General features: G+C 44.5%; 12 protein-coding genes. 5 read left to right on the top strand and 7 right to left on the bottom strand.

Annotated features, from left to right (window positions below):
- Positions 1-13 precede the first annotated feature (13 nt).
- Both HMPREF2926_RS06220 and uvrA read right to left on the bottom strand, forming a co-directional pair.
- Positions 14-1,081, bottom strand: coding sequence for a M24 family metallopeptidase (locus HMPREF2926_RS06220; protein ID WP_070586935.1), 1,068 nt, complete (start codon positions 1,079-1,081; stop codon positions 14-16).
- Complete coding sequence (uvrA, locus tag HMPREF2926_RS06215; RefSeq protein WP_070586932.1) at positions 1,078-3,903, bottom strand: excinuclease ABC subunit UvrA; 2,826 nt, start codon at positions 3,901-3,903, stop codon at positions 1,078-1,080. The genes HMPREF2926_RS06220 and uvrA overlap by 4 nt, the downstream gene beginning before the upstream one ends.
- A 121-nt stretch (positions 3,904-4,024) precedes the next feature.
- Between uvrA and HMPREF2926_RS06210 the strand changes: the two genes are divergently transcribed.
- A complete protein-coding gene (locus tag HMPREF2926_RS06210) occupies positions 4,025-4,969 on the top strand; it encodes a magnesium transporter CorA family protein (protein WP_031576884.1) in 945 nt (314 codons plus the stop codon).
- Between the two features lie 28 nt (positions 4,970-4,997).
- Entirely contained in the window at positions 4,998-5,675 is a 678-nt protein-coding gene (locus HMPREF2926_RS06205) for a DUF1129 domain-containing protein (RefSeq protein ID WP_070586930.1), read from the top strand.
- Positions 5,676-5,709: 34 nt separating this feature from the next.
- Here HMPREF2926_RS06205 and HMPREF2926_RS06200 read toward each other — a convergent pair whose 3' ends face one another.
- The 4 genes from HMPREF2926_RS06200 to rpsF all read right to left on the bottom strand — a co-directional run bounded on the left by HMPREF2926_RS06200 (position 5,710) and on the right by rpsF (position 7,578).
- Positions 5,710-6,231, bottom strand: a complete 522-nt coding sequence (locus HMPREF2926_RS06200) for a GNAT family N-acetyltransferase (RefSeq protein ID WP_023919016.1) — start codon at positions 6,229-6,231, stop codon at positions 5,710-5,712.
- Positions 6,232-6,488: 257 nt separating this feature from the next.
- Complete coding sequence (rpsR, locus tag HMPREF2926_RS06195; protein WP_000068664.1) at positions 6,489-6,728, bottom strand: 30S ribosomal protein S18; 240 nt, start codon at positions 6,726-6,728, stop codon at positions 6,489-6,491.
- A 41-nt stretch (positions 6,729-6,769) separates the two neighbouring features.
- Complete coding sequence (locus HMPREF2926_RS06190) at positions 6,770-7,267, bottom strand: single-stranded DNA-binding protein (RefSeq protein WP_003008622.1); 498 nt, start codon at positions 7,265-7,267, stop codon at positions 6,770-6,772.
- 20 nt (positions 7,268-7,287) lie between these two features.
- The gene (gene rpsF / locus HMPREF2926_RS06185) at positions 7,288-7,578 is read right to left on the bottom strand and encodes a 30S ribosomal protein S6 (RefSeq protein WP_003005040.1); all 291 of its coding nucleotides are present in this window, start codon (positions 7,576-7,578) and stop codon (positions 7,288-7,290) included.
- A gap of 303 nt (positions 7,579-7,881) precedes the next feature.
- On the opposite strand from rpsF, the gene HMPREF2926_RS06180 reads away from it, so the two are divergent.
- Genes HMPREF2926_RS06180 through HMPREF2926_RS06170 form a run of 3 tightly spaced genes read left to right on the top strand, consistent with a single transcriptional unit; the run spans position 7,882 to position 10,211 of the window.
- Complete coding sequence (locus HMPREF2926_RS06180; RefSeq protein ID WP_049490886.1) at positions 7,882-8,934, top strand: bifunctional glycosyltransferase family 2/GtrA family protein; 1,053 nt, start codon at positions 7,882-7,884, stop codon at positions 8,932-8,934.
- Positions 8,921-9,823 carry a phosphodiester glycosidase family protein gene (locus HMPREF2926_RS06175; protein ID WP_024054851.1) on the top strand — a complete coding sequence of 301 codons (903 nt, stop codon included), beginning with the start codon at positions 8,921-8,923 and terminating at the stop codon, positions 9,821-9,823. The genes HMPREF2926_RS06180 and HMPREF2926_RS06175 overlap by 14 nt, the downstream gene beginning before the upstream one ends.
- A complete protein-coding gene (locus HMPREF2926_RS06170) occupies positions 9,804-10,211 on the top strand; it encodes a hypothetical protein (protein ID WP_049490889.1) in 408 nt (135 codons plus the stop codon). The genes HMPREF2926_RS06175 and HMPREF2926_RS06170 overlap by 20 nt, the downstream gene beginning before the upstream one ends.
- 64 nt (positions 10,212-10,275) lie before the next feature.
- Here HMPREF2926_RS06170 and HMPREF2926_RS06165 read toward each other — a convergent pair whose 3' ends face one another.
- Positions 10,276-12,390, bottom strand: coding sequence for a surface-anchored 5'-nucleotidase (locus HMPREF2926_RS06165; RefSeq protein ID WP_049490888.1), 2,115 nt, complete (start codon positions 12,388-12,390; stop codon positions 10,276-10,278).
- Between the last annotated feature and the right edge of the window lie 233 nt (positions 12,391-12,623).

The raw sequence follows: 12,623 nt of genomic DNA, 5'->3' as shown, positions 1-12,623 counted from the left end.
AATACTGTCTATTTTATAGGACAATCAATTCTTTAGGAGCAAGAGTCAAGACTTCACAGCCTGTTTCTGTGATCAAGAGGTCATCTTCGATCCGCACACCAGAGAGGCCTTCGATATAAATCCCTGGCTCATCTGTCAAGACCATCCCTGCTTGAATCACTTCTTTAGACGTTTGGCTGAAGTATGGTTCTTCGTGGATATCTAGCCCAATTCCATGACCGATTCCATGAGTAAAGTATTGACCATAGCCGGCTGCCTCGATCACATCACGTGGGATTTTATCAAAATCACGGAAGCCAAGTCCATCTTTAGCAGCATCAATCAAGGCTTGATTAGCTTTCAAAACGGTTTCGTAAATTTCTCTTTCCTTGTCGCTGACATGTCCTGCATAGATAGTCCGTGTCATATCGCTGACATAGTGGCCATACAAGCAACCAAAATCAAGGGTCAAAGCATCTCCTGTTGAAATCACCCGATCACTTGGAGTCGCATGAGGCATAGCCGAGCGTTCACCAGCTGCTGAGATAATATCAAAAGATACACCAGAAGCCCCCAACTCCCGCATTCTAAAGTCGAGGAAAGTCGCTGCTTCCAACTCTGTCGTTTTTCCAACCTTGATATAGTCCAAAATATCATGGAAGGCTTGGTCAGAGATGCTACAAGCTTTTTTAATGGCCGCAATCTCAGTTTCATCCTTAATCAAGCGCAATTCCATGACAAAATTCGCTAGGGATTGAAGGCTGATGCCGCTGAAAACAGAAGCCATGCGGGCATGGTAGGCTACCGTCACTTCATCCTCAAAACCAAGTTCTTTGATTCCAAGGTCCTTAACGATCTCTGCAGCTGCAGTCAACTCATCGCGGGTTTCCACAATCTCTACAAAGGGGAAACAAGTCGCATGGGCATGGATGGTGTAGCGCGAATCTGTAAAGAGGACCACGCGTTCTTCTGTCACCAAAGCGGTCCCGTTTGAACCCCAGAAATTGGTCAAATAATAAACATTTTTCAAATTGTTAATCAATACCGCTTTGAGGTTTTGGGCTTTCATTTTGTTTCTTAAGTTGCTGATCCGTTGATTCATTGTAATTTTCCTTTCAAATATTGTCCTGTGTAGCTAGCAGGATTTGCTGCTACTTCTTCTGGTGTTCCGGTCGCAATAATGGTTCCGCCACCGACACCGCCTTCGGGTCCTAAATCGATGATATGATCTGCTGTCTTAATGACATCCAAATTGTGCTCAATCACAAGGACTGTATTGCCATCATCCACAAATCGCTCTAAGACTTTGATCAAGCGAGAAATATCTTCGGTATGGAGTCCAGTCGTTGGTTCATCCAAGATATAGAAGGATTTTCCTGTAGAGCGCTTGTGCAATTCAGAAGCCAACTTCATCCGCTGCGCTTCCCCACCTGAAAGGGTGGTCGCTGGTTGCCCCAGCGTTACATAGCCCAAGCCCACATCTTGGATGGTCTTGAGTTTGCGTTCAATTTTTGGAATGTGCTTGAAGAATTCAACTGCCTTATTGACCGTCATATCCAGCACTTCTGCAATATTTTTTTCCTTGTAGTGGACTTCGAGGGTCTCACTATTGTAACGACGTCCATGGCAGACCTCACAAGGAACAAAGACATCCGGCAAGAAGTGCATTTCAATCTTGATGATCCCATCTCCTGAGCAGGCTTCACAACGCCCGCCCTTAACATTGAAACTAAAGCGGCCTTTTTTATAGCCCCGAATTTTGGCTTCATTGGTCTGAGCAAAGAGATCGCGAATGTCATCGAAGACGCCTGTATAGGTCGCTGGATTGGAACGAGGAGTCCGACCAATCGGGCTTTGATCAATGTCGATCAAGCGATCGATATGCTCAATCCCCTGAATCGTCTTGTATTTCCCTGGTTTTTCCGAATTGCGGTTGAGCTTTTGAGCGATGGCTTTTTTCAAGATGCCATTGATCAAGGTCGATTTTCCAGAACCGGAAACTCCAGTGACTGCGATGAATTTGCCCAGAGGAAAGCGCGCTGTGATATCTTGTAAGTTATTCTCACTTGCTCCTGTTATTTCAATAGAGCGACCATTTCCTGAACGGCGCTCTGTTGGAACCGGAATCTTGCGCTTGCCGGACAAGTACTGGCCAGTGATAGATTTACTGTTGCGCGCTACCTGCTTTGGAGTCCCTGCTGCAACGATCTCTCCCCCAAAGACACCCGCACCTGGGCCGACGTCGATCAGGTAGTCTGCCTCTCTCATGGTATCTTCATCATGTTCGACGACGATCAAGGTGTTGCCTAAATCGCGCATCTTCTTGAGACTGGCAATCAAGCGGTCATTGTCCCTTTGATGGAGGCCTATAGACGGCTCATCCAAGATATAAAGGACACCAGAGAGGTTGGAACCGATCTGGGTTGCCAAACGAATGCGCTGACTTTCCCCACCTGATAAGGTCCCAGCTGATCGCGACAAGGTCAAGTAATTGAGGCCAACATTATTTAAGAAGGTCAAGCGATCTTTAATCTCTTTTAGGATCGGTCTTGCAATCGTAGCTTCATTGTCCGTTAAAACCAACTGATCCACAGCTTTTAAGTGGTCCGCAATTGATAGATCTGACACTTCCCCGATATGCATCCCCTTTTCTCCTCCGACACGAACAGAGAGAGCTTGGTCATTGAGACGGTAGCCATGGCAGGTCGCACAGGTCAATTCGTTCATATAAGAGCGCATTTGGTTGCGGGTGAAATCACTATTGGTCTCACGGAAACGACGGTGAATGTTGTTTACGACCCCTTCAAAAGGAATCTCGATATCCCGAACCCCACCAAACTCATTTTCATAGTGAAAGTGGAATTCCTTGCCATTTGAACCATAGAGAACCAAGTCCTTTTCTTCTTGAGAGAGATCTGAGAAAGGCTGATCCATATCAATACCAAAATGGATCATGGCCTGCTCCAACATCTGAGGATAGTAGTTAGAAGAGATCGGATTCCAAGGAGCAAGAGCTCCTTCGCGAAGGCTTAAGCGATCATCTGGCACCACCAAATCCAAGTCCACCTCTAGCTTAATACCCAGCCCATCACAGTCTGGACAAGATCCAAAAGGCGCATTGAAAGAAAAGAGACGGGGCTCTAATTCAGGAACGGTAAAGCCACAGACTGGACAAGCATAATGCTCCGAAAAGAGCAGTTCCTTTCCATCCATGGTATCAATCACCACATAACCGTCCGCTATCCGAAGGGCTGCCTCAATCGAATCAAAGAGACGCGAGCGGATGCCCTCTTTGATCACGATTCGGTCCACCACCACTTCAATCGTGTGCTGTTTGCTTTTAGACAGTTCTGGAACCTCTGTCACATCATAGATCTCACCGTCAACTCGAACCCGAACATAGCCGTCTTTTTGGACTTTTTCAATGATATTCTTGTGCTGGCCTTTTTTCTTGCGGATAATGGGAGCTAGAATTTGCAGGCGTTGGCGCTCTGGTAATTCCAAGACTTGATCGACAATTTGCTCAACCGAAGAAGCGGTAATAGCCCCATGTCCATTGATACAATAAGGCGTCCCTACACGCGCATAGAGCAGGCGCAGGTAGTCATTGATCTCTGTTGCCGTCCCCACTGTAGAACGTGGGTTTTTACTGGTCGTTTTTTGGTCGATGGAAATGGCTGGACTCAAGCCGTCAATAGAGTCGACATCTGGTTTTTCCATATTTCCCAAGAATTGCCGAGCATAGGCCGATAAGCTCTCCACATAGCGGCGCTGACCTTCTGCATAGAGAGTATCAAAGGCCAGACTGGACTTTCCAGAACCAGACAAACCCGTCACCACGACTAATTTGTCCCGTGGAATTTCCACGTCTATATTTTTTAAATTATGGGCGCGTGCCCCATGAATGACAATTTTATCTTGCATATTCTTACTCTAATCACCTTTTTGTTAACCTCCATTATAACAAATTTTTTAGTATTCTTTTATCCAAAACTGTCCTTTTTCTGATATAATGTTAAGGTGTAAAAAAACAAGGGGAGGCACCATGAAACAGGTCTTTTTATCGACAACGACTGAATTTAAAGAAATAGAGACGCTGGAACCCGGTAGCTGGATCAACCTTGTGAACCCTTCCCAAAGTGAATCGATGGAAATCGCCTCTGCTTTTAATATCGATATTGCAGACTTACGGGCACCACTCGATGCGGAAGAAATGTCCCGTATGACCATCGAAGATGAGTATACCTTGATCATCGTCGACGTTCCCATCAAGGAAGAGCGGAACAATCAGACCTACTACGTGACGATTCCTCTAGGGATTATCCTAACAGAAGAGGCTATTATCACGACTTGCTTGGAGAAATTGCCGCTTCTAGATATCTTTATCAACCGACGCTTGCGGAATTTCTATACCTTTATGCGGTCACGCTTTATCTTTCAGATCCTCTACCGTAACGCCGAACTCTACTTGTCAGCGCTTCGTACCTTGGATCGCAAAAGCGAGCAGATTGAAAGTCAATTGCACAAATCAACGCGTAATGAAGAGCTGATTGAGTTGATGGAGTTGGAAAAAACCATCGTCTACTTTAAGGCCTCTCTGAAAACCAATGAGCGCGTGATCAAGAAATTGACCAGTGCCACTAGCAACATCAAGAAATACCTAGAAGACGAGGATCTGTTGGAAGATACCTTGATCGAAACCCAGCAGGCCATCGAGATGGCAGATATTTATGGAAATATCCTGCACTCCATGACCGATACCTTCGCATCGATCATCTCCAACAACCAGAATAACATCATGAAGACCTTGGCCATGGTGACCATCGTCATGTCCATCCCAACCATGATTTTCTCTGCCTATGGGATGAACTTCAAAGACAATGAATTACCGCTCAATGGAGAACCAAACGCCTTCTGGCTCATCATTTTCATCGCCTTTGCCCTGACCGGGTCTCTCGTCGTCTACCTCATCCATAAAAAATGGTTCTAACACCTACTAATAACACTAAGGAGTATTTATGTCTCAATTTGATTTGAATCAACTCAGCAAGAAAAACCAAGAATTTATCCGCATCGCCAAACACCAATTGCTTGAAAACGGGAAATCAGAGGAAGAAGCAGAAAGCCTCATCCAAGAAATCCTTCCAGCTATCCATGAAAACCAAGGAAAAGGGATTCCGGCACGGACTCTTTTTGGAGCTCCAACTGTTTGGGCGAATTCTTTCAGCGAGAAAGAACGCTATGAAAAAGAGCATCCGAAATTAAACGATGCTCCCTCTCTTATGATTTTGGATTCCTTCCTCTTTATCTTTGGTGTTTTTGCTGCGATTAGCGCCTTTATGAACTTGGTCGCACCGCGTCGTACTGGCTATGGTTTGATCACCTTGATCCTTGGAAGTTTGACAGGGGCTTTGCTCTTATACCTTATGTACTACTTCTTCTATCAGTATATGGATGGCACCAAAGATCGTAGCGAGCGTCCTTCTCTTTGGAAATCCATGCCGATTCTTGTTGGAGTCATGTTCCTTTGGGTCATTGTCTTGTCCTTTACTTCCCTACTCCCACAGGTTCTCAACCCAACTATTCCAGATGTTTTTGCCATCATTTTAGGAGCTCTAGCACTTGTCCTTCGCTTCTATCTCAAGAAACGCTTTAATATTAAAAGTTCGAGCACAGCACCCACAACTCGACGCTAAAAAGAAACGGATGAAGTTTTCATCCGTTTTTGTTTTACTGTATTTCCCTGTTCAATCTTTTTGAAAAATAGAGGACTAAGTCATCATTGTTTTCACAAGAACTGTAAGGGGCTAAGGGGTGATCACTAAACCAAACCCCAGATCCATCTGGGATATAGCCCCGTTTGACATACAGTCTTTGAGCTGGGCCATAACCCGAGTGTAAACCAACCCCTAAAGTAACAATCTCTGATAGTAGCCGGACTCTTTTTTCTGCCTCCTCTAAGAGTTGATTCCCAATCCCTCGATTTCTAAATGGTTCAAAAACATTAAAATCAGATAGTTCAGGATAGACTCCCACGAAAGGGCCGTGCTTGGCAGCAGGCAATATAGTGATATAGCCTGCCACAAATCCATCCGACTCAGCTACTAATACGTCCCTCTCTCTATTCTCCTGCTCTTGAAAATAGCTAGTCAAGATATCCTCTCTACCTGGCCACCCTTGGTGGATAAAGGCTTGAGAGATGTGCTCAATATCTGCCTTTATCATCCTCCTGATGATTACACCTTCCTTCATGTTGCGCTCCTTGATACCTTTCTCCCCATCATTATAGCATAATTAGAGCTTGGGAAAGGTCAAAGAGCTTCACACGGACCTAACTCACTATCATATTTCTATGCTCGCAAAAAAGATCCAAAAGGGTCTGAAAAAGAGGTCCACTGGACCTCAACTCGCTCTTACATTTCTAGGCTCGTGAAAAAAGATCCGTTAGGGTCTTAATTCGCTCTCTTGTCTTCAAGCTCATGAAAAAAAGACCCTAACGGGTCTTTTTTTTAATCTTCGTTTACGAAAGGCATCAAAGCCATTACGCGAGCGCGTTTGATAGCTGTTGTTACTTTACGTTGGTTCTTCGCTGAAGTTCCAGTTACACGACGAGGAAGGATTTTCCCACGTTCTGAAACGAAACGGCTAAGAAGCTCAGTATCTTTGTAATCGACATATTCGATTTTGTTTGCTGCGATGTAATCAACTTTTTTACGGCGTTTGAATCCGCCACGACGTTGTTGAGCCATGTTTAATTCTCCTTTATAGTTTTAATTCGTTAAACCCATTCTTAGAATGGAAGATCGTCGTCTGAGATATCCATTGGATTCGCTCCAAATGGATTTTCTTCACGACCAAAGTTTGGCGCTGCATTGCTTGGTTCAGATCCACCAAAGCTTGGGGTTGCATTTCCAGCAAAACCACCGTTGCCTGATGAATAACCACCACCTGCATGCCCTTCGCGTGCTGCACGGCTTTCCAATAGTTGGAAGCTGTCTGCTACGACTTCAGTGACATAAACACGTTGACCTTGCTGGTTTTCGTAATTACGTGTTTGAATGCGACCGGTAATCCCAATCAAAGCACCTTTCTTAGCCCAGTTGGCTAAGTTTTCTGCTTGCTGACGCCAGATCACACAGTTGATGAAATCGGCTTCGCGTTCTCCATTTTGACTCTTGAAGTTGCGGTTGACAGCTAGGCTGAAAGTAGCAACTGCTTGATTGCTTGGAGTGTAGCGAAGTTCAGCATCACGGGTCATACGACCGACAAGTACAACATTGTTAATCATAAGTCACCTCTGATGATTTCTTACGCGTCAACTTTTACGATCATGTGACGAAGAATGTCACCGTTGATTTTTGAAAGACGGTCGAACTCGTTAAGAGCTACAGCGTCGTTCGCTTCAACGTTTACGATGTGGTAAAGTCCTTCACGGAAATCTTGGATTTCGTATGCAAGACGACGTTTTTCCCAATCTTTTGATTCAACAACAGTTGCACCGTTGTCAGTCAAGATAGAATCGAAACGTGCTACCAAAGCGTTTTTAGCTTCTTCTTCAATGTTTGGACGAATAATATAAAGAATTTCGTATTTAGCCATTGATAATGTTCCTCCTTTTGGACTAATGACCCCCTGTCTTTGCAAGGGGTAAGTGAGGTTTACTCACAAGAAACTATTATACCAGACTTTTGGAACAAAGGCAAGAATTATCTTTAGGATTTAAAAAATGATTCTGGACGTCCCCTTCGAGAAAAAAGAAAGAAATGTCCTAAAAAATGACATTTTATAGAAGAAACCCCTCCCCTTCTTTCTCCTCTTTCCTTAAAGAAAACTGATATCAGTTAGCTTTAAGCTTGAGTCTTTATACTAGCTACAACAAATCTCAAGAAACAAGGAACGATTATGAATTATCTTATCATCCCCGCCTATCAACCGGATCTGAATCTTGTCAAACTGGTTCGCTTGGTCCATGCTAAGAGCGATCTCCACATCATCGTGGTCGACGATGGGAGTGACGCTGACAAGAAAGCGATTTTTGACAAATTGGACGGTCTTGCAACAGTCCTGACCCACGAGCACAACCAAGGAAAAGGACAATCTCTCAAGACTGCTTATGCCTACATCCTAGAAAGAGGTACCTATGGAAGCATTGTTACAGCTGATGCAGACGGTCAGCACAAAATTTGGGATATTTTCAGGGTTGTTAACCAATCTCAAGAGCATCCTGGAACACTTATTCTAGGAGCACGCGCCTTCTCTGGAAAAGTTCCTTTGCGTTCTGCTTTCGGGAATAAATTGACCCGCTTCTTGTTTAAGCAACAAACAGGGGTGGCGGTCAGCGATACCCAAACGGGCTTACGGGCTTTCACTACGAATCTCTTGCCTTTCATGCTTGAGGTTGAAGGACAACGGTATGAGTACGAAATGAATGTGCTCCTCGCAGCAAGCAAGTCCTTCCCCATCGTGGAAGTTCCCATCGAGACGGTCTACATCAATGACAACGAAGGCTCCCATTTCCGACCTATTCGGGATGGCCTCATGATCTACAAGGACATGTTCAAGTTTGCCCTCTCCTCTCTGAGTAGTTTTATCGTTGACTATCTGGTCTACGCCTTCTTCCTCTTCGTGATGATGGCCGTGCCCATTAGTCTACGTATTCTCCTAGCGAATGGGATCGCTCGTGTGACGAGTTCCATCTTTAACTACTCGACCAATAAGCACCTAGTCTTTAAGAACAAAGACAGCGTCGCTAAAACTGGAAGTGGCTACTTTGGCCTAGCCCTCGGCCTCTTTATTCTCGATACGCTCTTAATTCGACTCTTCTATACTGCTTTCGGACTCAATCTCCTGATCAGTAAGATTGTCGTCGGCTTCCTCCTCTTTCTGGTCTCATGGGTGATCCAGAAAAAAGTGATCTTCAAAGAAAGGACTGCTCCCCACCATGAAATTCTTTAAAAAATCCTATACCTATGCTGCCTGCTTTGGCCTTCTTTTGACCAGCAGTTTTAGCTACTCGATGCTCAAAACCTTTGTCTTATCCGATGCTATCCAAACCGTAAAAGCTACGACTACGGACACCAAGGCAGCCAAAAAAGCAGCTGCATCGGCTACAACGACCGATACTAGCTATTCAGATGACAATATCCAGGTGAGCCTCACAGAAAAAACGGTTGAAAATACCCAGGTTTACATTGCAGATATCACAGTCAGCTCATCTGACTACCTCAAAACAGCCTTTGCACAAAACACTTACGGAACCAACGTGACTGCTAAGACCTCTGTCACAGCTGCCAACAACAGTGCCATTCTAGCAGTGAATGGTGACTATTACGGGGCTAACAGTACAGGATACGTCATCCGAAATGGAGTGGTCTACCGCGATACCGTTCGGGAAGATTCAAGCAATGGTGACCTAGCCATTTACAAGGATGGATCCTTCAAAATTATCTATGAAGATGAGATCTCAGCGGATCAATTGGTCAAAGACGGGGTCGTCAATCTCCTCGCTTTCGGTCCTTCCTTAGTTGAAAATGGAGAAATTACCGTCGATACCAACTCAGAGGTCGGGCAATCTATGGCGTCTAATCCACGGACAGCGATTGGAATCATCGATGAAAATCACTACATTATCGTCGTGTCAGATGGACGGACTTCAGAAAGCCAAGGCCTGTCTCTCTACCAATTAGCCGAAGTGATGAAGTCTTATGGCGTTAAAACAGCCTACAACCTGGACGGGGGTGGATCTTCTACCCTTTACTTCAATGGCCAAGTTATTAATAAACCAACAACAAATGGTACTATCTCAGAAAGGGCGGTGAGTGACATTGTCTACATCGGTTACTAATCCTATCAAACAACGGTTGAAAAAAACGATTCTCTGGTACACTCTGATTTCAGCTTTCTTCTTTGTCGGAAGTCGCATCTATGAACACTTTAGTTTTGGCGAAACCTCTGCCTTCATGCACTACCTCTTCTTGATTCCTTTGATCGGTGGCGCCCTACTAGTGGCTCTACAGTTGATGGTGAAAGGCTTCTCTCGACTGAGTCTCAATCTTTGGAATTCAGGAGTGGCTACCCTAACAGCCGGAGCCCTCTACCGAGGGATTGTCAACCTCTCTGGTCGATCTACCACAATGGATCAACCCTATTATTACCTTGGAGTTGCCTTTCTAGCACTAGCTCTGATCAGCCTCTTCTTTGTCCGCAGTGTCTGGGTGGAGAAAACAGCCTAAGATCAAAAACGTCCGTTTCTTAAAAGAACGGACGTTTTTTAGGGTAAGTTAACGGATGAAGAACTTAACCTTCACGTTTTTTGCTGGCTACAAATCCCGCTAAAGCTAGTGAGGTCATGCCAAAGAGGCTAAGGACGGTTGAAGCCAATTCATCTTGACCTGTTTTTGGAAGACCAGTTACTGGTGTAGCTGTTGCTTCTGCTTGGCCACCTGTATGATAGGTAACAGCGACTGGTTTGTTTGTTGCCACTTCTTTTGTTTCGATTGCAGCTGGTTGAGCTGGAGTTACTGGGCTTTCAGGTTGAGGAGTTGGGGTAACAGGAGAGACTGGAGCCACAGGATGGACTGGATTTACTGGACTTACTGGATCAACTGGCGCTGGCTGTGGTTGTGGTTGTGGTTGTGGAGTTGGTTGAGGTTGTGGTTCTGGAGTAGGTGTTTCTTCTTCCACTTTTTCCACAAATGTCTTGTTGCCCAAGATTGAAGCAGACAACTTCTTCCCTGCCTTATTCACATCTTCGATGTATTGGATAAAGACTTCAGTATCTGGATTAATCGCACCGATCAATTTTGTATCGCGGAAGACTGAGAAGCCATCTCCGCCACCATACAAGAAGTCGTTGATAATCGCCTTGTAGGTCTTGTTGCGATCAATTTCAGTTCCGTCTGCCTTGTAAGCTTTCACGACCTTATAAGGATTTTCTTCCGTTGCATCGGCTGGTTTGGTATAGGTGTACTTGATCCCTGCCATTTGCAAGAAGTAAAGTTCTTTCTCATCATACTGTTGGTCCAAAGCTTTATAAATTTGGTCTCCGGTAATTTCGACTACTTGAAGGATATTTCCAAATGGTTGCACGGCTTGAGCTGCACCCCAGGTTACAGTTCCATCTGGTTTCACCACGAGGTCTGCACGAATCCCCCCATTATTAGTGAAGGCAAAGTCAACATCTGGATAACCTGATTTTTTGGCAATATCTAGTTGCGCTGCTGTGACCAAATCTCCAACAGCACTTTCTTTTTGCGCATTCAATTCACGGGTAATATTTTCAGCTTTGTCTGCTGTACCGATTTTTGCTTCTGTTACTTTTTTAACCGTCGCATTGGCATCATCGATGATCGCTTGAACCTTGGCATCTTTTGCTTTGCCTTTCGATGGATCTACCGCAATAATCTTAGCAGTTGGAGCTTTGACAAAGTCAGCTGTATCCGTATCTAGGACCCCACGGACATCCGAGTAAGCTTTCCCTTGAGACGTACCTTGAACAATCAAGGTATTTCCAACCATCCCGTTTGTATATTGGTGGTTATGACCTGCAAAGACGATATCCACTGAGTTTTCAGGATAGATTTGATTTAATTTTTTGATCATGTCTGCAGCCGGACCTTCTGCTACACCATTCTTACTAGTGGCAGCAACGTGAGCCAAGACAGCGATAGCATGCACACCTTGGTCATTTAATTCACGCGCATATTTAGCAATCGATTCTGCTTCATCCAAAACACGGTATTGTTCATGATTTTTACGCAAAACAAGATTTGGGAATTCTGTCGTAACAACCCCGATAAATCCGACCTTAACGGTCTTGTCATTGACTGGGATTTCTTTGATGGTATAAGGTTTCCAGTCAAATGGGATTTTATTGGTATCTTTGTCAACCAAGTTGGCAATGACGACTTCTTGTTTGGAAGCTTCATGAGGATACTCATCTACGATCTTATTGAATTGACCAGGTGTTGGGGCTTCTCCCTTCATGATCCGGTTGAATTCACCAAGTCCTTCGTCAAACTCGTGATTACCAAGGGTTCCGTATTCAAAGTTCATTTCATTGAAGACTTTTACAGTTGGTTCATCTTGAAGGAGGGCAGAGTTAGCTGGACTAGCGCCGACCATATCTCCCGCTTGCACACGGATGCTGGCATTAGGCGTTCCTGCATTCTCTGTTTCAAAGTCTTTTTGCGAATCGTTCAAATAGGTTGCCAAAAGTGGGGCTGTTCCTGCGTTTTTCACAGTTTCACCTTCTAAACGAGCTGTCCCTGTTTGTTCCAAGGCACCGTGGAAGTCATTGACGCCCATAAACTGCACGGGCAATTCGTCTGCAAAAACGCTATTGATCGCAAAAACACTAAGACCCGCAGCGACCGCTAGGATACTGCTTTTCAAGATAATTTTTTTCTTCATAGAATACTCCATTTTCTAATGTAGGATACTTCTCCAAAAAGGAGAACGCAGAACAGTTGATTTGCTGCAATCAGCTCTTCCATTTTACTATTTTTTCGTTTTTACTTCAATATTTTCCTGGAAACTCTTACAATTTTATTGGAAAACGCTTGATTTCCGAACATCTATTTTCAGTCTCTTCCTTTTGTTACTTGCTGTTCCTCACAAAAGAGGCTGGGACAAAAGTCCTAGCC

This window comes from Streptococcus sp. HMSC078D09 (assembly GCF_001813675.1).
GTDB lineage: Bacteria > Bacillota > Bacilli > Lactobacillales > Streptococcaceae > Streptococcus.
This window is presented reverse-complemented; position numbering and strand designations above follow the sequence as displayed.

What these genes read in the sequence shown, in the direction of transcription:
- HMPREF2926_RS06220 (WP_070586935.1), bottom strand. Translation starts at nt 1,081, where the DNA reads ATGAATCAACGGATCAGCAACTTAAGAAACAAAATGAAAGCCCAAAAC.
- HMPREF2926_RS06175 (WP_024054851.1), top strand. Translation starts at nt 8,921, where the DNA reads ATGAAATTCTTTAAAAAATCCTATACCTATGCTGCCTGCTTTGGCCTT.
- uvrA (WP_070586932.1), bottom strand. Translation starts at nt 3,903, where the DNA reads ATGCAAGATAAAATTGTCATTCATGGGGCACGCGCCCATAATTTAAAA.
- rpsR (WP_000068664.1), bottom strand. Translation starts at nt 6,728, where the DNA reads ATGGCTCAACAACGTCGTGGCGGATTCAAACGCCGTAAAAAAGTTGAT.
- HMPREF2926_RS06205 (WP_070586930.1), top strand. Translation starts at nt 4,998, where the DNA reads ATGTCTCAATTTGATTTGAATCAACTCAGCAAGAAAAACCAAGAATTT.
- HMPREF2926_RS06165 (WP_049490888.1), bottom strand. Translation starts at nt 12,390, where the DNA reads ATGAAGAAAAAAATTATCTTGAAAAGCAGTATCCTAGCGGTCGCTGCG.
- HMPREF2926_RS06200 (WP_023919016.1), bottom strand. Translation starts at nt 6,231, where the DNA reads ATGAAGGAAGGTGTAATCATCAGGAGGATGATAAAGGCAGATATTGAG.
- HMPREF2926_RS06190 (WP_003008622.1), bottom strand. Translation starts at nt 7,267, where the DNA reads ATGATTAACAATGTTGTACTTGTCGGTCGTATGACCCGTGATGCTGAA.
- rpsF (WP_003005040.1), bottom strand. Translation starts at nt 7,578, where the DNA reads ATGGCTAAATACGAAATTCTTTATATTATTCGTCCAAACATTGAAGAA.
- HMPREF2926_RS06180 (WP_049490886.1), top strand. Translation starts at nt 7,882, where the DNA reads ATGAATTATCTTATCATCCCCGCCTATCAACCGGATCTGAATCTTGTC.
- HMPREF2926_RS06210 (WP_031576884.1), top strand. Translation starts at nt 4,025, where the DNA reads ATGAAACAGGTCTTTTTATCGACAACGACTGAATTTAAAGAAATAGAG.